Source organism: Xanthomonas sp. DAR 35659, assembly GCF_041242975.1.
Lineage (GTDB): Bacteria > Pseudomonadota > Gammaproteobacteria > Xanthomonadales > Xanthomonadaceae > Xanthomonas_A > Xanthomonas_A medicagonis.
Map to the genome: position 1 here is coordinate 1,369,821 of NZ_CP162488.1, position 22,364 is coordinate 1,392,184.

The window sequence follows — 22,364 nt, forward strand, 5'->3', positions numbered from 1 at the left end:
CTGGCTGTAAGCGGTTTCCGTCGCCGAAGTGGCGAATGGGTCACTGCTGCGGCCCGATCGCTGCGCGGCGCGCGGGCGGGGGGGGGGGAGCGGGTCTTGCTTGTCCCTGTGCGGCGATGCCTGCGTCAAGCTGTCGCAGGGTCTACCCTGCGCGCGGCCGCAGGCCCTAGACTGCCGCCGTGATCCGTCGCCGCCCGTCGCAGTCGCCCTGGGCCATGCTCGCCGCTTTGGCGATCGTGCTGATGCTGGTTGCGCCGTTGCTGAGCCGTTGGCAGCAGATGCAACCGCGTGCGATGGCGGCCGACGCCGGCGCGCTGTGCACCAGCCGCGGCTTGCAGTGGCCGCTGCCGCCCGTGGCGACGGCGGCGCTGCATGCGGGCGCCCACGATGCCGACGGCGCGATGCCGCACGAGCACGCCTGCGACTACTGTCTGCTCGCCGCGCGGCTGTTGCCGTGGTTGGCGGTGTTGCTGGTGCTGCTGCCGTGGTTGCGCCACCACGCGCCCCCTGCGCTGCCGCGGCCGCCGGCCGTCGCGGCCGGAGTATGGCGCGCGCACGCGGCACGCGGACCACCCCTGTTCTCCTGACCACGCGTGGATGTTCCTTCGTGCCGCGGCCTCGCCGCGGCACGTCTTCGTGTTTGATGGAGCCATCGATGATCCGTTTGCTTTCCATGCCGCGCATGGCGGCGTGCCGCTGCGTGTGTCTTGCCGCCAGCGTGGCGCTGCCGGCGCAGGCCGCCGACCGCGCCGCGCAATCCACCCCGGGCGATTCCGCCCTGACCCTGGGCAAGGTCCAAGTCACCGCCGACCCGTTGGCGGCGCCGGCCGCGCGCAGCGTGCTGAGTTCCGTGGACATCCTCGGCGGCGATCTGCTGCAGGACCAGCACGTGGACTACAGCTGGGAACTGCTGATGCGCGCGCCGGGGGTGCAGGTCACCCAGTTCAAGATGGGCACCGACGCCGGCCGCTTCTCCTTTCGCGGCTTCAACGGCGAGGGCCGGGTCAACGCGGTCAAGCTATTGATCGACGGCGTGCCAAGCAACGACAACGCCGGCGGCATGCCGTACCTGGACGCGGTATTCCCGCTGGACATCGCCGCGATCGAGATCGTGCGCGGCACCAACGATCCGCGCTACGGGCTGGATGCCATCGCCGGCAGCGTCGACGTGATCACCCGCAGCGGCGGCAACGACGGCCGCGCCAGCGTCACCGTCGGCAGTTTCGGCACGCGCGAGGTACAGGCCAGCCAGGGCATCGAGCGCGGTGGCTGGAGCCAGAACTACTTCGCCGCCTGGCGCGACAGCGACGGCTATCGCGACCACGCCGACGCGCGCAAGCGCGCCTTCGCCGGCAAGTGGTTCTACACCGCGCCGGACGCGGCGTGGCGCGCCGGGCTGAGTGCGCGCTACTACCGCAACGCGGCGCTGGAGGCCGGCTACCTGGACTACGCCAGCGCGCAACGCGCGCCGCGCAGTTCGCCGGACTACGCGCGCGACGATCGCAGCGAACGCCAGACCGGGCAGGTGAGCCTGCATCTGGACGCGCAGTTGGCGGACGCCCTGCAGGGCAATGCCACGCTGTACTGGAATCGCTACCAGAACCAGCGCTGGGTGCGCTTCACCGCCGCCGGTGCGCAGCAGGAGCGCGACACCGACGAAACCCAGCGCGGGTTCCTGGCCAAGGCCAGCTGGCGCCCCGACGTGACGTGGGCCACGGCCTTCGCGCTGGAAGGTGGCATCGACGGGCAATGGCAGGACAACACCTCGCAGCGCTACCGCACCGTGGCGCGGGTGCGTACCGCGCCGTTGCGCGACTGGGACTTCGACCTGGACACGCACGGTGCCTACGTGCAGGCGCTGATCCGCCCGTTCGCGCGCCTGCAACTGGTGCCGGGCTATCGCGTGGACTGGGTGGACGGGGACTTTCGCGACCGTCTCGGCGGCGCGCGCTATCCGGCCTACGCCTACGGGGCGATCAAGCAGCCCAAGCTCAGCGCGGTGTTCGCGTTGACGGCGCAGACCAGTGCCTACGCCAACGTCGGCCGCACCTTCCAGATCGGCAGCGGCAACGGCGCCTACCGCAGCCAGCCCGGCAACCTGGCCCCGTCGTACAACGATGGCTGGGAAGCCGGCCTGAAATTCGCCGATGGCCGGCGCCTGGATGCGCGGCTGGCGTACTGGGAACAGCGCGCATCGGACGAGGTCGCGACGGTCCTGGGCGTCAACGGCAGCGTCGGCACCGGCGAGGTCGGCAACGTCGGCAAGACCCTGCGCCGCGGTTGGGATGCGCAGCTGACCCTGCGTCCGGATGCGGATTGGACGCTGTGGATGGCGTACTCGCGGCAGCGCGCGACCATCGTCACCCCCGATCCCAGCGCGCCGGCCACGCGCGGCAAGGAAATCGAGAACGTCCCGCGCTACCTGGCCAATGCCGGCGTCGACTGGCAGGCCACGCCGCGGCTGAAGCTGTCGGCATGGGGCAATGCCCAGGGCGACTACTACGTGGAGCGCAGCAACACGCTGGGCCGCTACGGCGGCTATGTCCTGGCCAACGTCGGCGCGACCTGGGCGTGGGATGCGCAGCGCGCGCTGTCGCTGCAGTTGAAGAACCTGACCGATCGCCATTACGTCTACGCCTGGTACGACAGCGGTTCGTCCGGCTACTCGCCCGGCGACGGCCGCGCGCTGTACGCCAGCCTGAGTTGGGGGTGGTGATGGGCGCGCCGACGGCGACCGCGGTGGCGCCCGCGCGCTTCTACCGCGCGGTGTGGCGCTGGCATTTCTATGCCGGCCTGCTGGTGCTGCCGTTGCTGGCCTGGCTGGCGTTGACCGGGGCGGCGTTCGTCTACCAGCAGCCGATCGATGCGTATTTCCATCGCGCATTGAAGACGGTGCAGGTGCCGGCGGATGCGCAGGCCGCCACGCCGCAGCGGCTGCTCGATGCCGCGCTGGCGGCGCAACCGGGCCAGCCGCTGCGCTATGCGCCGCCGGCGCGTCCCGATGCGTCGGCGGAAGTGACCGTGGGCACGGCCGACGGTCGCCGCGTGGTGGTGTACGTGGACCCGTACCGGGCGCGGGCGTTGGGCAGCCTGCCCGAGCACGGCACCGTGGCGTGGACGATCCGGCGCCTGCACAGCCTCGCCCTGGTCGGGCCATGGGCGAGTGCGTTGATCGAGGTGGCCGCCGGCTGGGCGATCCTGCTGGTGCTGACCGGCGCGTACCTGTGGTGGCCGCGCGGCCGCCGCGGCGGCGTCACCGCGCTACGTGGGCGGCCGCCGCAGCGCGTGTTCTGGCGCGACCTGCATGCGCTGACCGGCAGCGTGGTCGGGGCGATGCTGCTGTTCCTGGCGCTGACCGGGATGCCGTGGTCGTGGTTCTGGGGCGCGCAGGTGAACCGCCTGGCCAACGGCCATCACTACGGATATCCGGCCGGACTGCGCGTGGACCTGCCGTTGTCCACGCAGCGGCTGAGCGATCAGGAGGTGCCGGCCTGGTCGTTGCGCCAGGCGCGCGTGCCGGCGTCGCAGTTGCCGCAGGCTGCGTCGATGCCGATGCCGATCCAGGAAACGGAGACGCAGACGGCGCCCTTGCCGGCAATGCCGGGCGTGACCGATGCGCGAGGCGATGCGCACGACGAGCACGCCGGGCACGGCGGCATGGCGATGGATGCGATGGCGCAGGCGCCTGCGGCACCGGGCGGGATCGGGCTGGATGCGGCGGTGACGCGGTTCCAGGCGCGCGGTATCGCGGCCGGCTACAGCGTGGCGCTGCCGCGCGGGGCGCGTGGCGTGTACACCGCGTCGGTGTATCCGCCGGCGTTGGCGCAGCAGCGGGTGATCCATCTCGACCAATACAGCGGCAAGGTCTTGCTGGACATGCGCTATGCCGATTACGGACCCATGGCGAAGGCATTGGAGTGGGGCATCAACGTGCATCTCGGGCAGCAGTACGGCACGTTCAATCAGCTGCTGCTGATCGCCTCGTGCGCAGGGATTCTGCTGTTGTGCGCGAGCGCGGTGCTGATGTGGTGGAAGCGCCGTCCGGCGGGTGGGCTGGGTGTGCCGCCGTTGCCCGAGGACCGGCGGACCTTGCGCGGCGTGGTGGCGCTGCTGGCGCTCGGCGGCGCGGTGTTTCCGCTGGTCGGGGCGTCGCTGCTGCTGATGCTGGCGCTGGACTGGTGGTGGGTGCTGCGGCGGGAGTGAGGTGGTGCGGCTGGAGGGTCTGTGCGCCGTCGGGGCATGGCGCCGACAGGTGGCTGGAATCGGAAGATGCATCGCTTCGCTTCGTCGCGGCCGAAGCCGCTCCCGAAAGGCTTCCGAGGCGTGCCGAATGGGTACGCCGTGGGAGGGACTTCAGTCCCGACTGTTTCCGGCACCGGATGGCTGGATGGCTTCGTTCGTCGCGGCTGAAGCCGCTCCTACATTGGTGTGCGGAGAGTCGGCTGGGCACTGTAGGAGCGGCTTCAGCCGCGACAGGTAGCCGAGGGACCAGGGACAGTCCCGAACCCTCGGATGCCGGAAGACACATCGCGGCGCAATCGCGACCGACGTCGCGCCCGCATCGCTCAGATGTCCTCGTGGATGCCGCACTCGCGCTTGAGGCCGAAGAAGCGGGTGTCTTCCTCGCGCATGCCCGGTTCCCAGCGACGGGTGGTGTGGAAGTCGCCGATCGAGACGTAGCCCTCGTCCCACAGCGGGTGATAGGGCAGGCCGTGCTGCTGCATGTACTGCCACAGGTCGCGGTCGCTCCAGTCGGCGATCGGGTTGATCTTGTAGCGCTCGCCGCGCTTCTGCACGAACGGGGTCTGCGCGCGGCTGTCGGATTGGCTGCGGCGCAGGCCGGTGAACCAGGTGCCGACCTTCAGTTCGTCCAGCGCGCGACGCATCGGCTCGACCTTGCGCAGGTTGTTGTACTGCTCGATGCCGACCATGCCCTGTTCCCACAGCCGGCCGTGGCGCGCTTCCATCCAGGCGCGGCTGACCAGCGGCCGATACACCTTGAGGTTGAGCTTGAGGCGGTCGGTCAGCGCATCGGCGAAACGGTAGGTCTCGGCGAACAGATAGCCGGTGTCGATCAGGATCACCGGGATATCCGGCAACTGCTGGGTCAGCAGGTGCAGCGTCGCCGCCGACTGCGCGCCGAAACTCGACGACAGCGCGGCCTCGGCCGGGCCGTGTTCGAGCGCCCAGGCCACGCGCTGCGGCGCGGTCATCGGCGCCAGCAAGGCGTTGACCGCGTCGAGGTCCCAGGCCGGCGCCGGCGCGTTGGCGGAGTCGTGTGCGGTGGAGGCGGGCAGGGCGCTCATGCGTGCAGTTCCGAAGGAATGAGGTGGCGGTGGGTGGGATAGGCGGGCAATGCGACCAGGCCGCTGCGGTGCAGGAAGTCGCCGAAGCCTTCGCCGCTGTCGCGTTCGCTGGCGTAACGCGCGAACAGCGGGTCCAGCGCGTCCAGGATCTCCGGTTCGGCGATGTTCTCGCGGTACAGCGTGTTCAGGCGCTGGCCGCGGTGATCGGCGCCGAGCATCAGGTTGTAGCGGCCGGGCGCCTTGCCGACCAGCGCGATCTCGGCCAGATACGGCCGCGAGCAGCCGTTCGGGCAGCCGGACAGGCGCAGCAGGATCGGCGCCTCGCGCAACCCATGCCGGTCGAGCAGCGGCTCCAGCTTGGCGGCGAAGTCGGGCAGGTAGCGTTCGGCCTCGGCCATCGCCAGGCCGCAGGTCGGCAGCGCGACGCAGGCCATCGCCGCGCGCGCCAGCGCGGTGCGCGCCTGGTTGCCGGCGTCCAGCGCGTGCGCGCGCACCAGGATCTCGACCGCCTCGCGCAGGGCGGCGGGAATGCCGGCGATGACCAGGTTCTGGTTGGCGGTCATGCGGAAGTGCGCGCCGTCGCCGTCGCGCTGCAGCAGCTCGGCGATGGCGCGCAGGCCGCTGAGGTGGCGCGCGCCGTCGTCATGGTCGGCGATGCGCCCGGCCGGCAGCGACAGGGTCAGGTGCGCACGGCCGTCCTCGCCTTCGCTCCAGCCGTAGCGGTCGCCGTTGTGGTCGAAGGCGAACGCGCGGGTCGGCTGCAGGCGCACGCCGGCGCGGCGTTCGATCTCCGCCACCACCGTGTCCAGGCCGTGATCGTCGATGGTGTACTTGAAGCGCGCGCGCTTGCGCACCTCGCGGTTGCCGAGGTCGCGCTGGGTGGTGACCACGGCGGTGGCGACGTCGATCAACTGGTCGCGCGTGATGAAGCCGATCACGTTGGCCACGCGCGGGTAGGTCTCCGCGTCGCCGTGGGTGGCGCCCATACCGCCGCCGATGCTGACGTTGTAGCCGGCCAGGTCGCCGTCGGCGCCAGCCACGCCGATGAAGCCGAGGTCGTTGGCGAACACGTCCACGTCGTTGATCGGCGGCAGCGCGAAGCCGATCTTGAATTTGCGCGGCAGGTAGGTGTCGCCGTACACCGGCTCCTGTTCCTGGCCGCTGCCGGCGACCTGCTCCTCGTCCAGCCAGATCTCGTAGTAGGCGCGGGTATTGGGCAGCAGGTGTTCGGACACGCGCGCGGCGTCGGCGTACAGCGTGGCGTGCGCGCGCGAGGCCAGCGGGTTGGCCGCGACCTGCACGTTGCGGTTGACGTCGCCGCAGGCGGCGAGGGTGTCGATCAGCGCGGCGTTGATCGCCTGCATCGTGGCCTTGAGTTCGCGCTTGATCACGCCGTGGAACTGGAACGCCTGGCGCGTGGTCACGCGCAGCGAGTGGTTGCCGTAGGTGGTGGCGATGGCGTCGAGCTTGCGCCACTGCTCGGGCGTGATCACGCCGCCCGGCGTGCGCGTGCGGATCATGAACTGGTAGGCCGGCTCCAGCTTCTGCCGGCGCCGCTCCTCGCGCAGGTCGCGATCGTCCTGCTGGTAGCTGCCGTGGTACTTGATCAGAGTCTGATCGTCCTCGCGCAGCGCCCCGGTGACCGGATCGGCCAGGCTCTGCAGCAGCGAACCGCGCAGGCGGCGGCTTTCGGCCTTGATGTCTTCGACGTTGCTCATTGGGCTGGGAATCGGGAATGGGGAATGGGGAATGGCAAACGCGGAGGGCGGGGGCTGCGGGAAGCGTGTCGGAGCCGGCTGTCATCCATTCCCGATTCCCGTATCCCGATTCCCGGCCTCAATACACATCGCGCGCATACCGTCCCTCCCGCTGCAATGCCGTGAGATAGGCGGCCGCGTCCTCGGCGCTGTGCGCGCCGTGTTCGGCCACGATCTGCTGCAGCGTGGCGTGCACGTCCTTGCCCATGCCGATCGCGCCGCACACGTACAGGTGCGCGCCGTTCTGCAGCCAGTCGTAGACGTCGCGGCCCTGTTCGCGCAGGCGCTGCTGCACATACACCTTCTGCGGCGCGGCGGCGGTCACCGGCTGCACGTCGCGCGAGAACGCCAGGTCCAGGCGATGCAGCTCGCCGCTGCGCAGCGCCTGCTGCCACTCAGCCTGGTACAGGAAATCGCGGTTGAAATGGCGGGCGCCGAAGAACAACCAGTTGCGGCCGCTGGCGCCGCTCTCGGCACGTTCCTGCACGAAGCCGCGGAACGGCGCCACGCCGGTGCCGGGTCCGATCATCAGGATGTCGCGGCTGCCGTCGGTGGGGACGCGGAAGCGTTCGTTGGGTTCGACGTAGACCGCGGCGCTGTCGCCTTCGGCCAGACTGGCCAGATGGCCGCTGGCCGCGCCGCCGTGGGCGTGGCCATGCGCCTGGTAGGCCAGCACATCGACGGTGAGGTGCACTTCGTCGCCGACCCGCTTGCGGCTGGAGGCGATCGAGTACAGCCGTGGAGCCAGGGGCCGCAACGCGTCGAGCAACGCGCGGTGGTCCCAATCCGCCGGCCAGCGGCGCAGCACGTCGATCACTTGGTGATCGGCCAGCAACGCCGCCAGGCCGGCGGTCTGGGTGGGGTCGAGCAGCTGGTCCAGCGCCGCCGCCGCCGCGCGCCGGGCGACCGCGGCCAGGAGCGGCCGCGAGGCCCGGGTCAGTTCGCGGTGCGCGGCCAGCCACTCGTGCAGGGGGAGAGTGTCCGCATCGACGGTGACGTCCGCATGACCGTCCAGTCGCGTCGCCGTCAAGATCGCCTCGACCAGCGCGGGCGGATTGCGGTGGCGGATGCCCAGCGCGTCGCCCGGCTCGTAGTGCAGGCCGCTGCCGGCCAGCGACAGTTCCAGGTGGCGCACGTCCTTGTCGGCCGCGCCATGCGCGGCATAGCGCGGCCCCTTGAAGTCGCGGCCGCTGATGCGCTGGTTGGCCAGCACCTCGGCGGCGAACGGACGGGTGTGGCTCCAGGTGGCGCTGCCGGCGCCGCGCAGCGGGGCCACCGTCGCCGACGGCGTGGCCGGGTTCTTCAGCACCTCGCGCGCCTGCGCCAGCGCCTGCGCGCGCCACGGCGCGGCCACGCTGTCGATGTCCAGGTCGGCCTCGCCCAGCGGCAGCAGCCGCTGCGCGCCGAGCTCGGCCAGGCGCGCGTCGATGCGCTTGCCGATGCCGCAGAAGTCGGCATAGCTGGAATCGCCCAGGCCGAGCACCGCGTACTTCAGTTCCGGCAGCTTGGGCGCGCGGCGCCCCTGCAGGAACTCGACCAGGCCGATCGCGTCGTCCGGCGGATCGCCTTCGCCCTGGGTGCTGATGACCACGTACAGCAGGCGCTCGCTGACCAGCTCGCGGGTCGGGTAGGCGTCGGCGCGCAGCAGGCGCACGCTGAGCCCGGCGGCCTCGGCCTCGGCGGCGAGCTGCTCGGCGGCGCGGCGGGCGTTGCCGGTCTGGCTGCCGTAGACCACGCTCAACCGCTGCGCGCCCTGGCCGGCCGCGGCGCCGCCGGGCAGCACCGCCAGCGAGGGTGGCGCATGGCCCTGGCCCTGCGCCAGGCCGGCGGCATAGCCGGACAGCCACCACAGACTGGCCGCGTCCAGGCCCTCCACGGTCCGCGCCAGCAGCGCCTTGCGCTCGTCGGGCAAGGGGCTGGGCGGCAACGCGGGCGAGGCGGCGGTCATGACCGGTCCGGGTGGGAAGAAGGGATGACCGATGTTAGGGAAGCGTTGCGCGGCGCAGAAAGGAGCAGGGGTTATCGGCTTATGCCCCCCGCTTATTTCTTCGCCTGGCGTGCGCATCACACACTGCCGGCCCCGGTCGCCCCAGGCGGCATGGGCGCTGCTACCCTCGGCATGGTCCCTCCCTCGATGAGCCTCGCGTTGTCCCCGATCCGTTCTTCCGCCCTGTCCCATCTCGATCGGCTCGAGGCCGAAAGCGTCCATATCCTGCGCGAGGTGGCGGCCGAGTTCCGCAATCCGGTGCTGCTGTATTCGGTGGGCAAGGACAGTTCGGTGCTGCTGCATCTGCTGCTCAAGGCGTTCGCGCCGGCGCCGCCGCCGATCCCGCTGCTGCACGTGGACACGCGCTGGAAGTTCCGCGAGATGATCGCCTTCCGCGACCGCCGCGCCGCCGAGACCGGAGTGGACCTGCGCGTGCACATCAATCCCGACGGCGTCGCCCAGGACATCGGCCCGATCAGCCACGGCGCCACCGTGCACACCGACGTGATGAAGACCCAGGGCCTGAAGCAGGCGCTGGACCAGGGCAGGTTCGACGCGGCGATCGGCGGGGCGCGCCGCGACGAGGAGAAGGCGCGGGCCAAGGAGCGGGTGTTCTCGTTCCGCAACGACAGGCACCGCTGGGATCCGAAGAACCAGCGTCCGGAACTGTGGAACCTGTACAACGCCCGCGTGCATGCCGGCGAGAGCGTGCGCGTGTTCCCGCTGTCCAACTGGACCGAACTGGACATCTGGCTGTACATCTACCGCGAAGCGATCCCGGTGGTGCCGCTGTATTTCGCCGCCGAACGCCCGGTGGTGGAGCGCGACGGCATGCTGATCATGGTCGACGACGCGCGCCTGCCGCTGCGCGCGGGCGAAGTCCCGCACCTGCGCCAGGTGCGCTTCCGCACGCTGGGGTGCTATCCCCTGACCGGCGCGATCGAATCGCAGGCCGACACCCTGGAGAAGATCATCGCCGAGATGCTGCTGGCCACCACCTCGGAGCGGCAGGGGCGGGTGATCGACCAGGATCCGGGCGCGTCGATGGAGAAGAAGAAGTTGGAAGGGTATTTCTGATGGGCCGGGAGTCGGGAATGGGGAATGGGGAATCGCAAGTGCAAAAGCAAGAAGCCTCGCCATCGGATGACTCGCAGGAGACTGCCGTTTCCATTCCCCATTCCCCATTTCCCATTCCCGGCGAAGGCGACACAGTCGCCGCCTACCTGCAGCAACACGAACAAAAGCCGCTGCTGCGCTTCATCACCTGCGGCAGCGTCGACGACGGCAAGAGCACGCTGATCGGGCGGCTGCTGTACGACAGCAAGCGCCTGTTCGACGACCAACTCGCCGCGCTCAGCGCCGACAGCCGGCGCCATGGCACGCGCGGCGGCGAGATCGACTACGCGCTGCTGCTCGACGGCCTGGCCGCCGAGCGCGAGCAGGGCATCACCATCGATGTCGCCTACCGCTACTTCGATACCGACCGGCGCAAGTTCATCGTCGCCGATTGCCCCGGCCACGAGCAGTACACCCGCAACATGGCCACCGGCGCGTCCACCGCCGACGTGGCGGTGGTGCTGGTCGATGCGCGCAAGGGCCTGCTGACCCAGACCCGCCGGCACAGCTACATCGTGTCCCTGCTCGGCATCCGCCACGTGGTGCTGGCGGTGAACAAGATGGACCTGGTCGGTTTCGACCAGGCCACCTTCGACGCGATCGCCGACAGCTACCGGGCGCTGGCCGCGCAACTGGGCATCGCCCAAGTGCACTGCATTCCGCTGTCGGCGCTCGACGGCGACAACCTGTCGCAGCGTTCCGCACGCACGCCGTGGTATGCCGGCCCCTCCCTGCTCGCCTACCTGGATGGCCTGGACCTGGCCGCGCGCGACGCCGACAGCGGCTTGCGCCTGCCGGTGCAGTGGGTCAACCGCCCGAACCAGCAGTTCCGCGGCTTCGCCGGCACGCTCGCGGCGGGGCAGGTGCGCCCGGGCGATGCGGTGGTGGTGCTGCCGTCGGCGCGCCGTTCCACCGTGGCACGGGTGCTGGACGGCAAGGGCGACGTGGACCAGGCCGTGGCCGGTCAGGCGGTGACGCTGACCCTGACCGACGAGATCGACATCAGCCGCGGCGACGTGATCGCCGCCGCCGGCGATCCGCCGGAGGTGGCCGACCAGTTCGCCGCGCACGTGCTGTGGATGGACGATGCCGCGCTGCTGCCCGGGCGCCCGTACTGGCTCAAGCTCGGCACCCGCACCGTGTCGGCCAGCGTCAGCGAGATCAAGCACCGCATCGACGTCAACACGCAGGAGCGGCTGGCGGCCAAGCGCCTGGAATTGAACGAGGTCGGCTACTGCAACCTGGCGCTGGACGAGCCGGTCGCGTTCGCGCCGTACGCGCGCAACCGCACGCTCGGCGGCTTCATCCTGATCGACCGGCAGAGCAATGCCACCGTCGCCGCCGGCACGCTCGACTTCGCGCTGCGCCGCGCCGGCAACGTGCACTGGCAGCACCTGGACGTGGACAAGGCGGCGCGGGCGCGGATCAAGGGCCAGGCGCCCAAGGTGCTGTGGTTCACCGGCCTGTCCGGCGCCGGCAAATCCACCATCGCCAACCTGGTCGAGAAGCGGCTGCACGCGCAGGGCCGGCATACCTTCCTGCTCGACGGCGACAACGTGCGCCATGGCCTCAACCGCGACCTGGGCTTCACCGACGAGGACCGGGTGGAGAACATCCGCCGCGTCGCCGAGGTGGCGCGGCTGATGGCCGATGCCGGGCTGATCGTGCTGGTCAGCTTCATCTCGCCGTTCCGCGCCGAGCGTGCGATGGCGCGCGCGCGCTTCGAGGACGGCGAGTTCGTCGAGGTGTTCGTGGACGTGCCGCTGCAGGTGGCCGAGGCGCGCGACGTCAAGGGGCTGTACGCCAAGGCGCGCGCCGGGCAGATTCCCAACTTCACCGGCATCGATTCGCCGTACGAGCCGCCGGCGCAGCCGGAACTGCACCTGCGCGCCGATGGCGACAATGCCGAGGCGCTGGCGGCGCAGGTGCTGGCCTGGCTGGACGCGCGCGACTGAACCAGACGTGGGCCGCTGCGCACACCTGACGCGCGCCGCGTTCCGTCGCGCGTGCGGCGATCGGTGCCAGCGCGCTGGCGTGCGCGCAACCGAAGCCAGGTGACACCCGGTGCCGCGCGTGCTTAAGTCGGCGGCTTCCTGCCGTCGAAGAGTCGCCCATGGCCCGTCCGTCGCTCACCGTGTTGTCCTCCCTGCTGGCGCTGTGTTGCGGCGCGGCCTTCGCGCAGGCACCCGATGCCGTGCCCAGCGGGCGCCTGCCGTCCTGGGCGGTGCCGGAGCACTACACGCTCGACCTGAGGATCGACCCGGCGCAGCGCGACTTCAGCGGCGTCGCCACGATCCGCGTGCGCCTCGCGCAGGCCTCCGACCATCTGTGGCTGCACGGCAAGGAGTTGCGGGTGACCAAGGCCACCGTGCGCGGCGCCAACGGCGCCCCGTTCGCGGTGCGCTACGCGCAGGCCGACGCGCAGGCCGGCGTGGCGCGCATCGCCTTCGGGCGGGTGCTGCAGCCGCAGCAGCTGACCCTGGAGATCGCCTACCGCGCGCCGCTCAACCAGCAGTTGCAGGGCCTGTATCAGGTCGACTATCAGGGCCAGGCGTACGCGATGACGCAGATGGAGCCGATCAGCGCGCGCTATGCGTTCCCCGGCTTCGACGAGCCGTCGCTGAAGACGCCGTTCGCGCTGCGCCTGACCGTGCCCGAGGCCGACCAGGCCCTGGCCAACACCCAGGCCACGGCCACCGTGCCGGCCGGCAAGGGCTGGAAGACGGTCCAGTTCGCCGAGACGCCGCCACTGCCGACCTATCTGGTCGCCTATGCGGTGGGTCCGTGGGACGTGGTCGATGCGGCCCCGATGCCGGCCACGCCGCAGCGCGCGCAGCCCACGCCATTGCGCGGCATCGCCGCGCAGGGCCAGGGTCCGCGTATCCGCCGCGCGCTCGCGCAGACCCCGGACATCGTCGCCGCGCTCGAGGACTACTACGCGTTCGGCTATCCATTCGACAAGCTCGACCTGGTGGCCGCGCCCGATTTTTCCGCCGGCGCGATGGAGAACCCGGGCTTCGTCACGTTCCGCGACTGGCTGCTGTTGCTGGACGCCGATTCGCCGCGGCGCAACGTCAAGGGCTCGTTCAACGTCACCGCGCACGAACTGGCGCACCAGTGGACCGGCGACACGGTGACCATGACCTGGTGGGACGACCTGTGGCTCAACGAAGCCTTCGCCACCTGGATGCAGCAGAAGCTGACCATGCAGTTGCGCCCGCAGTACCACGCCGACCTGGACCGCGTCGCCGCCGCGCACGAGGCGATGGACAACGACAGCCTGGTCAGCGCGCGCAAGATCCGCCAGCCGATCACCGGCAACGGCGACATCGAGACCGCGTTCGACAGCATCACCTACAAGAAGGGCGCGGCGGTGCTGGGCATGTTCGAGGCGTTCGTCGGCGCCGACACGTTCCGCAGCGGCATGCGCCGCTACATCGCCGAACACCGCTTCGGCAACGCCACCGCCGACGATCTGATCGAGGCGATCGCGCGCGCCGCCGGCAAGGGCGAGGGCTTCAAGGCGGCGTTCCGCAGCTTCCTCGATCAGCCCGGGGTGCCCTACGTGCAGGCCCGGCTGGAGACCGGCGCGCAGGGCACGGCGCTGCGCCTGCACCAGCAGCGCTATCTGCCGCTGGGCTCCAGCGGCGAGGCTGCGCGCCAGTGGGGCCTGCCGGTGTGCGTGAAGTACGGCACCGCGCAAGGCGCGCGGCGCGCCTGCACCATGCTGACCGGCGCCGACGGCCGCATCGTGCTGCAGGGCGCGGACCGCAACAGTTGGGTGCTGCCCAACGCGGAGGGCGCCGGCTATTACCGGTTCGCGCTGCCGGCCGCGCAACTGGCGACCCTGGGCCATCACCTTGATGCGCTCGGCGATGCCGAAAAGCTGGCCTACGCCGATGCGGTGGATGCGGCGTTCCGTCGCGGCGAGCTGGACAGCGCAGCGGTGGTCGCGGCGATGCGGCAACTGGCGCCGAGCGCGGCGGCACCGGTGGCAACCGCCCTGGTCGATCGCTTCCAGTGGATCTGGCGCGTGCTGGCGTGCCAGGACGGGCAGCGCGCGGCGCTGCGCCAGCAGGCCGAGCAGGCCTTCGGCGCGCGGCTGCAGGCGCTGGGCTACCACCGCCGCGCCGCCGACAGCGACGACGATGTGGCGCTGCGCGCGCAACTGGCCGAGCTGCTCGGCGTGGAACTGGCGGTTCCGGCGGTGCGCCAGGCACTGCTGGCGCAAGGCGATGCGGTCCTGGCCGGTGACGGCCACGGCCACGGTCCCGACTTCGCCGCCGCCGATCCGGACCTGCTCGGCAGCGCGCTGGCGGTGGCGCTGCGCGAGCGCGGCGAACCGGCGGTGGACGCGCTGCTCGCGGCGCTGCGTCACCATGGCGAACCGGCGCAGCGCAACGCCATGCTGGAGGCGCTGTCGAAGCTGCGCGATCCGCGGCAAGTGCAGAAGGTGCGCGATTTCGCGCTGACCGATGCGGTCAAGGTTGGCGAGATGGCGACCGTGCTGATGGGCGCGCACGACGATGCCGCGACCCACGCCTCGATGTGGCCCTGGTACACCGCCAACTTCGACCGGCTGGTGGCGCGGTCCGGCTCCTTCGATGGCGGCCGCCTGCCGGCGCTGGCCGCGTCCGGCGGCTGCGAGGTGGCCGAGGCCGAACGCCTGCAGGCGTTCTTCGCGCCGCGCCTGCGGCAGCTCAGCGGCGCCGATCGCGGCCTGGCGCAGACCACCGAGACGATCCGGCTGTGCAGCGCGTTGCGGCAGGCGCAGGACGGCGCCGCGCACCCGCGCTGAGGCCGCGTCGCGCAGGCCGCGGTTGCCTGCGGCCGCCAGGCTGCGCATGCTATGCCGGCAGGGATGCGGTGGGTATCCGGGGCGACCGCTGCGGAGGCCGTGCCCTCGCGGTCGCGGCGCGCAGCGCGCGGCGGCCGCACGACGTTCAGGGGGAACGCGTGGATCCGAAGATGCAGGCCTTGCTGGCCAAGACCAATGTGGCCGAACTGGTGGCGCCGGCGCCGGCGGAACAGGTGACCGATCAGCCGGTGCGTCCGGAACCGCCGCCGACGCAGCGTCCGCTGCATTCCACCACCGACCCGTTCCAGTACCACCTGGCCACCACCGAGATCGTCGGCAAGCTGCAGGATCGACGGACCAAGCCGGCGCTGCGCGTGTTCGCCTGGCTGGTGTTCGGCGTGCCGATGGTGCTGTTCGGCCTGCTGCTGTTGCAACTGACCTGGTACGACGGCGCGCTGCAGCAATGGCGGATTCCGCACGACCTGGGCCAGGGCGTGCGCGCGCTGCTCGGCACGGCCGCGGCGCTGGCGTTCATGGCGGCGTATCCGTTCTTCACCCGACGCCGCACGCCCGCGCCGGGCTGAGCCGCGACGCCAACGCCGCCCGCCGGCGCGCACGTCGCGGCGCGGCGTAGCGCGCCGGCAAGGGTCGTTGGTCATGCCGTGGCGTGTCCACGGCCGTCACGCCGCGCCGTTACACTGGGGCCGACCTCACGCGCCGGGATCCCCATGCCGCACCGACCACGCGCCGGCGTCCGCCTGGCGTGCCTCGTCTCGCTGTCCATCGTGCTGATCGGCTGCGGCAAACCGCCCGCGCCGGCCAAGTCCGCCGACGAGGTCCCGGTGACCCTGCAGACGGTGGCGCCCCGGCCGTGGAGCGACAGCCTGTCCTCGCTGGGCACGGTCAAGGCCCGCGAGTCGGTGACGCTGACCGCCAAGGTCAGCGAGATCGTGGAGCGGGTGCACTTCGAGAGCGGCCAGGAAGTGGCCGCGGGCGCGCCGCTGGTGACGCTGCGCGGGCAGGGCCAGCAGGCCGCGCTGCGCGAGGCCGAGGCCACCTTCACCGAAGCCGAGCAACTGTACCGGCGGCAGAGCGAACTGGTCGGGCGGCAACTGGTCTCGCGCGCGCAACTGGACACGCAGCGCGCGCTGCGCGACGCCGCCGAGGCGCGGGTGCTGCAGATGCGCGCGGACATCGGCGACCGCAGCGTGCGCGCCCCGTTCGCCGGCGTGCTCGGCCTGCGCCAGATCAGCCCGGGCTCGCTGCTGACCCCGGACGCGACCATCGCCACCCTCGACGACGTGGCGCGGGTCTACGTGGATTTCCAGGTGCCGGAAGCGGCGATGGCCTCGGTGTCCGTCGGCGACAAGGTCGGCGGCGCCAGCGTGGCGTATCCGGGGCGCAGTTTCGAGGGCGCGGTCAGCACCATCGACGCGCGCGTGGACAGCGCCACCCGCGCGATCACCGTGCGCGCCGATTTCGACAATGCCGACCGCGCGCTGCGCCCGGGCATGCTGATGGACGTGCGCCTGTACCGGCCCGAACGGCAGGCGCTGGTGATCCCGGAGATCGCGGTGGTGCAGGTCGGCCGCGACGCCTTCGTGTACCGCGTGGCCGCGGACGGCAAGGTCGAGCGCGTGGACGTGCGCACCGGCGTGCGCCGCAGCGGCCTGGTCGAGATCCTCGAGGGGCTGGAGGCCGGCCAGCGCATCGTCGTCGACGGCACCGGCAAGTTGCGCCCGGGCGTGGCGGTGGTCGATGCCGCGTCCACGGCCGCTGCCGCTTCCAAGCCGCCCGGCGCCGCCAGCGGCGCTGCGGAACGCGCGCGATGAAGCTGTCCGACGTCTCCATCACCCGGCCGGTGTTCGCCGCGGTGATGAGCCTGTTGCTGGTGGTGCTGGGGGTGATGGCGTACAGCCGGCTGACCCTGCGCGAGTTGCCGGCGATCGACCCGCCGATCGTGTCGGTGGAGGTGCGCTATCCCGGCGCCTCGGCGGCGGTGGTGGAGAGCCGCATCACCCAGGTGCTCGAGGATGCGCTGGCCGGCATCGAGGGCATCGAGACGATCGAGGCGCGCAGTTCCAACGGCGTGGCCGACATCAGCATCGAGTTCCGCGCCAGCCGCGACATCGAGGCCGCCGCCAACGACGTGCGCGACGCGGTCAGCCGGGTGCTCGACCGCATGCCGGACGAGGCCGATCCGCCGGAGATCGCCAAGGTCGAGGCCGACGCCGACGCGATCCTGTGGCTCAACATGAGCTCCAGCACGATGGACGCGCTGCAGCTGTCCGACTACGCCGAACGCTATGTGGTCGACCGCCTGTCCAGCATCGACGGCGTCGCCCAGGTGCGGCTGGGCGGGCGCCAGCGCTACGCGATGCGGATCTGGCTGGAACGCGACCAGCTCGCCGCGCGCGGGCTCACCGTCGCCGACGTGGAGACCGCGCTGGCGCGCGAGAACGTGGAACTGCCGGCCGGGCGGCTGGAATCGGCCGACCGCGACTTCACCCTGCGCGTGGAGCGCGGCTACCGCACGCCGGCCGACTTCGCCGCGATCCCGCTGCGCAAGGGCGAGGACGGCTACGTGGTGCGGCTGGGCGACGTGGCCAAGGTGGAACTGGCCTCGGCCGAGCGCCGCGCCTACTTCCGCAGCAACGGCGTGCCCAACGTCGGCCTGGGCATCGTCAAGACCTCCACCGCCAACAGCCTGGACGTGGCCCGCGCCGCGCGCGCGGCCGCGCAGCAGATCCAGCAGACCCTGCCAAAGGGCACCAACATCTTCGTCGCCTTCGACAGCACGGTGTTCATCGATGCCTCGGTCGAGCGCGTGTACCACACGCTGATCGAGGCGGTGGTGCTGGTGCTGGTGGTGATCTGGCTGTTCCTGGGCAGCGTGCGCGCGGCGCTGATCCCGGCGGTGACGGTGCCGGTGTGCCTGATCGCCGCGTTCATCGCGCTGTACGCGTTCGGCTTCTCGATCAACCTGCTGACCCTGCTCGCCCTGGTGCTGTGCATCGGCCTGGTGGTGGACGATGCGATCGTGGTGGTGGAGAACATCCAGCGCCGCGTGGACCTGGGCGAACCGGCGCTGGTCGCGGCGCGGCGCGGCACCGCGCAGGTCGCCTTCGCGGTGATCGCCACCACCGCGGTGCTGGTGGCGGTGTTCCTGCCGGTGGGCTTCCTGGAGGGCAACACCGGGCGCCTGTTCCGCGAACTGGCGGTGGCGCTGGCGGCGGCGGTGGCGATCTCCGCCTTCGTCGCGCTGACCCTGACCCCGATGATGTCCTCCAAGCTGCTCAAGGCGCACGCCAGGGAGACGCCGAACCGCCTGCATGGCTGGATCGATGCGCGGCTGCGCGGCGTCAGCGAGCGCTACCGGCGCGTACTCGAGCGCCATGTCGGCCGCTACTGGCTGTTCGGCGCGCTGCTGCTGGCGGCGGTGGCGGCCAGCGCGCTGCTGGCGCGCTACATCCCCTCGGAACTGGCGCCGGCCGAGGACCGCGGCTCGTTCCAGGTCATGGTCGATGCGCCCGAGGGCGCCGGGTTCGACTACACCGTCGGGCAGATGCACCAGGTGGAGCGCGTCCTCGACCGCTACCGTGGCGAGGGCAAGCCGATCCGGCGCGCCAACCCGCGCGTGCCCGGCAGTTTCGGCGCCAGCGAGGAGATGCATACCGGGCGGGTCAGCGTGTTCCTGCAGGACTGGGGACAGCGCGACGTCGCCACCGCCGACGTCGCCGCGCGGCTGCAGCAGGAACTGGCCGCGCTGCCCGGCGTGCGCGCGCGCACCCAGGTCGGCGGCGGCCTGGTCAACAGCCGCGGGCAACCGTTCCAGATCGTGCTCGGCGGCCCCGACTACGCCGAGATCGCGCAATGGCGCGACCGCATCCTGGCGCGCATCGCCGACAATCCCGGCCTGGTCGGCGCCGACTCGGACTACAAGGAGACGCGCCCGCAGATGCGGGTGGAGATCGACCGGCAACGCGCCGCCGACCTCGGCGTGCCGGTCACCGAGATCGGCCGCGCGCTGGAGACGCTGATGGGCGCGCGCCAGGTCACCACCTTCGTCGACAACGGCGAGGAGTACGACGTGATGCTGCAGGCCAGCCGCGACGGACGCGCCAGCCCGGACGACCTGGCCGCGATCCGCGTGCGCGCCGACAACGGCCAACTGATCCCGCTGTCCAACCTGGTGAGCCTGCGCGAGGTGGCCGAGCCGGGCAACCTGCACCGTTTCAACCGCCTGCGCGCGATCACCATCAACGCCGGCCTGGCCCCGGGCTATCCGCTCGGCGAGGCGATCACCTGGGCGCAGCAGGTGGCGCGCGAGGAACTGCCGGACTACGCGCAGATCGACTGGAAGGGCGAATCGCGCGAGTACCAGAAGGCCGGTGGCGCGGTGTTGCTGACCTTCGCCCTGGCGCTGCTGATCGTCTACCTGGTGCTGGCCGCGCAATTCGAGAGCTTCATCCATCCGCTGGTGATCATGCTGACGGTGCCGCTGGGCGTGCTCGGCGCGCTGATCGGGCTGGCGCTCAGCGGCGGCACGCTCAACCTGTTCAGCCAGATTGGCATCGTGATGCTGGTCGGGTTGGCGGCCAAGAACGGCATCCTGATCGTGGAGTTCGCCAATCAGTTGCGCGACGAGGGCCGCAGCGTGCGCGCGGCGATCGTGGAGTCGGCCGCGGTGCGCCTGCGGCCGATCCTGATGACCTCGCTGGCCACCGTGGTCGGCGCGATCCCGCTGGTGGTCGCCGGCGGTCCCGGCTCGGCCAGCCGCGCCACCATCGGCATCGTGGTGATCTTCGGCGTGTCGGTGTCCACGCTGCTGTCGCTGTTCGTGGTGCCGGCGTTCTATGCGCTGCTGGCGCCGTACACGCGCTCGCCGGACGCGTTGAAACAGCGCCTGCGGCAACTGGAGACGGAAACGCCGTCGGTCGGCGGGCACGCCTAGCGGCGTGCCGCTGCGCGCCGGCGGCGGCGCTATGCTGCGCGTGCCGCCGATCGCGAGGAACGCTCATGCATGCCGTTGCCGAAGACCGCTGGCGCGATCTGCGCCTGGACCTGGACGATCTGCGCCTGCGCCGCTGGCGCGGCGACGACCTGCCGGCGCTGCTGCGCCATGCCGACGATGCGCAGGTGGTGCGCGGGCTCAGCGACCGCTTCCCGCATCCGTATACGCGCGCCGACGGCGAGGCGTTCCTGGCCGGACGCGTGATCGACCTGGCGCATCCGCTGCTGGCGATCGAGATCGACGGCGAGGCCTGCGGCAGCATCGCGGTGCGGGTCGGCACTGGCGAGCGCGCGCACGTCGGCGAACTGGGCTACTGGCTGGGGCGGCGCTACTGGGGCCAGGGGCGCATGACCCGCATCGTCGCCGCCTATCTGCACTGGGCGGTGCCGGCGCTGCGCCTGGCGCGTATCGAGACCAGCGTGCTGGACATCAATCCCGCCTCGGCGCGGGTCCTGGAGAAGAACGGTTTCGCGCGAGAAGGGGTGCGCCGCGGCGCGATCCGCAAGCACGGGCGCCTGCACGACCTGCATCTGTTCGGGCGCCTGTACGCGCCAGAGTGAAACCTGGGTTCGGAAGTCAGCGCCGATTCATGCACAATCGAGATTGCCCCCGCACGTGGGGCGTCCTTCTTGGGTCTCGGGGAACTGCGTGGAATCGATCATCACTGCATTGAACGGCTTGATCTGGAGCAAGGCGCTGATCTTCATGTGCCTGGCCGCCGGCCTGTACTTCACCATCCGCACCCGCTTCATGCAGGTGCGCGGCTTCGTGGAAATGCTGCGCCTGACCATCGGCGGGCAGAAGTCCGACGCCGGCGTGTCCTCGTTCCAGGCGCTGGCGATGTCGATGGCCGGACGCATCGGCATCGGCAACATCGCCGGCGTCGCCACCGCGATCGCCTTCGGCGGGCCGGGCGCGATCTTCTGGATGTGGGTGATGGGCTTCTTCGGCGCCTCCACCTCGTACATCGAATCGACCCTGGCGCAGATCTACAAGGTCAAGGACGCCGACGGCCGCTACCGCGGCGGCCCGGCCTACTACATCGAGAAGGCGATGGGGCTGAAGTGGTACGCGCTGCTGTTCGCGCTGGCCACCATCGTCGCCACCGGCTTCCTGATGCCCGGCGTGCAGGCCAACGCGATCGCCGACAGCGTGGTCAACGCCTGCCGCGGCGGCGCGCTGTGCGGCCCGCTCGACGGCCAGTGGCTGGGCCTGCCGGCGGCGCAGGCGCTGAAGCTGGGGATCGGCGCGAGCGTGGCGCTGCTGCTGGCGGTGATTATCTTCGGCGGGGTCAAGCGCATCGCCAACTTCGCCGAGATCGTGGTGCCGTTCATGGCGCTGGGCTACATCCTGATGGCGGTGGTGGTGATGGTGCTCAACGCCGAGCGGGTGCCGGAGATGTTCTCGATCATCTTCCGCAGCGCGTTCGGCGCGCACGCTGCTTTCGGCGCCTTGCTCGGGCTGGCGGTGGAGTGGGGCGTCAAGCGCGGCATCTACGCCAACGAGGCCGGGCAGGGCACCGGCCCGCACGCCGCCGCGGCGGCCGAGGTCTCGCATCCGGCCAAGCAGGGCTACGTGCAGGCCTTCGCGATCTACTTCGACACGATGATGGTGTGCACCGCCACCGCGTTCCTGATCCTGGCCACCGGCAAGTACAACGTCTACGCGCCCAGCGGCGGCGAGCACCTGTTCGCCGGCCTGCGCGGCGTGCAGGAAGGGCCGGGCTACGCGCAGGCCGCGGTGGACGCGATCCTGCCGGGTTGGGGCGCCGGCTTCGTGGCGCTGGCGCTGTTCTTCTTCGCCTTCACCACGATCATGGCCTATTACTACATGGCCGAGACCAACCTCAGCTACATCAACGGCAACCGCCGGCGGCCGCTGACGGTGCTGGTGCTGCGGCTCGGCATCCTGGGCATGGTGATCTTCGGCGCCTTCCACGACGCCAAGCTGGCCTGGTCGCTGGGCGACATCGGCGTGGGCCTGATGGCCTGGCTCAACATCATCGCCATCCTGATCCTGCAGAAGCCGGCGCTGCTGGCGCTGCGCGACTACGAGCGCCAGAAGAAGGCCGGGCTGGACCCGGTGTTCGATCCGCTGCCGCTGGGCATCAAGAATGCCGATCTGTGGCACGAGCGCCTGCACCCGGCGCCGCGCAACGGTTGATCGGCGCGCCGGCGGGCGCGGGGCGGGGCGGCGCGACCGGGCCGGGTCGCGCGGCCACGTTCCTGGCGTTGCGTCGGCACGCATCGATCGCACGTCGACGGCCCCTGGCGCCGCGCGCCGCGCCGCGATGGCCGCTCCGCGTGCGGCCATCGCGTGGCATTGAAGTCAAACCCGCGATGGGCATCGTGCGCCGGCGGCGCGCGTGCGACCCCGGGATGCGACG

Annotated in this window: 14 protein-coding genes; 11 read left to right on the top strand and 3 right to left on the bottom strand. The window is 71.1% G+C overall.

Annotated elements, in window-relative coordinates:
* Nucleotides 1-215 precede the first annotated feature (215 nt).
* The 3 genes from AB3X07_RS05860 to AB3X07_RS05870 all read left to right on the top strand — a co-directional run bounded on the left by AB3X07_RS05860 (nt 216) and on the right by AB3X07_RS05870 (nt 4,203).
* Complete coding sequence (locus tag AB3X07_RS05860) at nt 216-587, top strand: DUF2946 family protein (protein ID WP_369943505.1); 372 nt, start codon at nt 216-218, stop codon at nt 585-587.
* Nucleotides 588-700: 113 nt separating this feature from the next.
* A complete protein-coding gene (locus AB3X07_RS05865) occupies nt 701-2,716 on the top strand; it encodes a TonB-dependent receptor (protein ID WP_369944663.1) in 2,016 nt (671 codons plus the stop codon).
* Nucleotides 2,716-4,203 carry a PepSY-associated TM helix domain-containing protein gene (locus tag AB3X07_RS05870; protein WP_369943506.1) on the top strand — a complete coding sequence of 496 codons (1,488 nt, stop codon included), beginning with the start codon at nt 2,716-2,718 and terminating at the stop codon, nt 4,201-4,203. The genes AB3X07_RS05865 and AB3X07_RS05870 overlap by 1 nt, the downstream gene beginning before the upstream one ends.
* A gap of 362 nt (nt 4,204-4,565) precedes the next feature.
* Here AB3X07_RS05870 and AB3X07_RS05875 read toward each other — a convergent pair whose 3' ends face one another.
* The 3 genes from AB3X07_RS05875 to AB3X07_RS05885 form a co-directional block, all read right to left on the bottom strand.
* Nucleotides 4,566-5,306, bottom strand: coding sequence for a phosphoadenylyl-sulfate reductase (locus tag AB3X07_RS05875; RefSeq protein ID WP_369943507.1), 741 nt, complete (start codon nt 5,304-5,306; stop codon nt 4,566-4,568).
* Nucleotides 5,303-7,024, bottom strand: a complete 1,722-nt coding sequence (cysI, locus tag AB3X07_RS05880; protein ID WP_369943508.1) for an assimilatory sulfite reductase (NADPH) hemoprotein subunit — start codon at nt 7,022-7,024, stop codon at nt 5,303-5,305. Before cysI ends, AB3X07_RS05875 begins: the two co-directional genes overlap by 4 nt.
* A gap of 118 nt (nt 7,025-7,142) precedes the next feature.
* Nucleotides 7,143-9,011 carry an assimilatory sulfite reductase (NADPH) flavoprotein subunit gene (locus AB3X07_RS05885; protein WP_369943509.1) on the bottom strand — a complete coding sequence of 623 codons (1,869 nt, stop codon included), beginning with the start codon at nt 9,009-9,011 and terminating at the stop codon, nt 7,143-7,145.
* An 81-nt stretch (nt 9,012-9,092) separates the two neighbouring features.
* Between AB3X07_RS05885 and cysD the strand changes: the two genes are divergently transcribed.
* The 8 genes from cysD (at nt 9,093) to AB3X07_RS05925 (ending at nt 22,141) form a co-directional block, all read left to right on the top strand.
* The gene (gene cysD / locus AB3X07_RS05890; protein ID WP_369943510.1) at nt 9,093-10,127 is read left to right on the top strand and encodes a sulfate adenylyltransferase subunit CysD; all 1,035 of its coding nucleotides are present in this window, start codon (nt 9,093-9,095) and stop codon (nt 10,125-10,127) included.
* Nucleotides 10,127-12,121, top strand: a complete 1,995-nt coding sequence (gene cysN, locus AB3X07_RS05895) for a sulfate adenylyltransferase subunit CysN (protein WP_369943511.1) — start codon at nt 10,127-10,129, stop codon at nt 12,119-12,121. Before cysD ends, cysN begins: the two co-directional genes overlap by 1 nt.
* A gap of 158 nt (nt 12,122-12,279) precedes the next feature.
* Entirely contained in the window at nt 12,280-14,964 is a 2,685-nt protein-coding gene (locus tag AB3X07_RS05900) for a M1 family metallopeptidase (RefSeq protein ID WP_369943512.1), read from the top strand.
* A 158-nt stretch (nt 14,965-15,122) separates the two neighbouring features.
* Nucleotides 15,123-15,548 carry a hypothetical protein gene (locus AB3X07_RS05905; RefSeq protein WP_369943513.1) on the top strand — a complete coding sequence of 142 codons (426 nt, stop codon included), beginning with the start codon at nt 15,123-15,125 and terminating at the stop codon, nt 15,546-15,548.
* Between the two features lie 144 nt (nt 15,549-15,692).
* Nucleotides 15,693-16,796, top strand: coding sequence for an efflux RND transporter periplasmic adaptor subunit (locus AB3X07_RS05910; protein WP_369943514.1), 1,104 nt, complete (start codon nt 15,693-15,695; stop codon nt 16,794-16,796).
* Nucleotides 16,793-19,918, top strand: a complete 3,126-nt coding sequence (locus tag AB3X07_RS05915) for an efflux RND transporter permease subunit (protein WP_369943515.1) — start codon at nt 16,793-16,795, stop codon at nt 19,916-19,918. The genes AB3X07_RS05910 and AB3X07_RS05915 overlap by 4 nt, the downstream gene beginning before the upstream one ends.
* A 65-nt stretch (nt 19,919-19,983) precedes the next feature.
* Entirely contained in the window at nt 19,984-20,538 is a 555-nt protein-coding gene (locus tag AB3X07_RS05920; RefSeq protein WP_369943516.1) for a GNAT family N-acetyltransferase, read from the top strand.
* A 145-nt stretch (nt 20,539-20,683) separates the two neighbouring features.
* Nucleotides 20,684-22,141 carry an alanine/glycine:cation symporter family protein gene (locus AB3X07_RS05925; protein ID WP_369944665.1) on the top strand — a complete coding sequence of 486 codons (1,458 nt, stop codon included), beginning with the start codon at nt 20,684-20,686 and terminating at the stop codon, nt 22,139-22,141.
* The last annotated feature ends 223 nt before the right edge of the window (nt 22,142-22,364 follow it).

Bases quoted from the DNA above. Each gene is read 5' to 3' on its own strand.
- AB3X07_RS05925 (WP_369944665.1), top strand. From the start codon at position 20,684: ATGTGCCTGGCCGCCGGCCTGTACTTCACCATCCGCACCCGCTTCATG.
- cysD (WP_369943510.1), top strand. From the start codon at position 9,093: ATGCCCCCCGCTTATTTCTTCGCCTGGCGTGCGCATCACACACTGCCG.
- AB3X07_RS05920 (WP_369943516.1), top strand. From the start codon at position 19,984: ATGCATGCCGTTGCCGAAGACCGCTGGCGCGATCTGCGCCTGGACCTG.
- AB3X07_RS05875 (WP_369943507.1), bottom strand. From the start codon at position 5,306: ATGAGCGCCCTGCCCGCCTCCACCGCACACGACTCCGCCAACGCGCCG.
- AB3X07_RS05860 (WP_369943505.1), top strand. From the start codon at position 216: ATGCTCGCCGCTTTGGCGATCGTGCTGATGCTGGTTGCGCCGTTGCTG.
- cysN (WP_369943511.1), top strand. From the start codon at position 10,127: ATGGGCCGGGAGTCGGGAATGGGGAATGGGGAATCGCAAGTGCAAAAG.
- AB3X07_RS05910 (WP_369943514.1), top strand. From the start codon at position 15,693: ATGCCGCACCGACCACGCGCCGGCGTCCGCCTGGCGTGCCTCGTCTCG.
- cysI (WP_369943508.1), bottom strand. From the start codon at position 7,024: ATGAGCAACGTCGAAGACATCAAGGCCGAAAGCCGCCGCCTGCGCGGT.
- AB3X07_RS05915 (WP_369943515.1), top strand. From the start codon at position 16,793: ATGAAGCTGTCCGACGTCTCCATCACCCGGCCGGTGTTCGCCGCGGTG.
- AB3X07_RS05900 (WP_369943512.1), top strand. From the start codon at position 12,280: ATGGCCCGTCCGTCGCTCACCGTGTTGTCCTCCCTGCTGGCGCTGTGT.
- AB3X07_RS05885 (WP_369943509.1), bottom strand. From the start codon at position 9,011: ATGACCGCCGCCTCGCCCGCGTTGCCGCCCAGCCCCTTGCCCGACGAG.
- AB3X07_RS05870 (WP_369943506.1), top strand. From the start codon at position 2,716: ATGGGCGCGCCGACGGCGACCGCGGTGGCGCCCGCGCGCTTCTACCGC.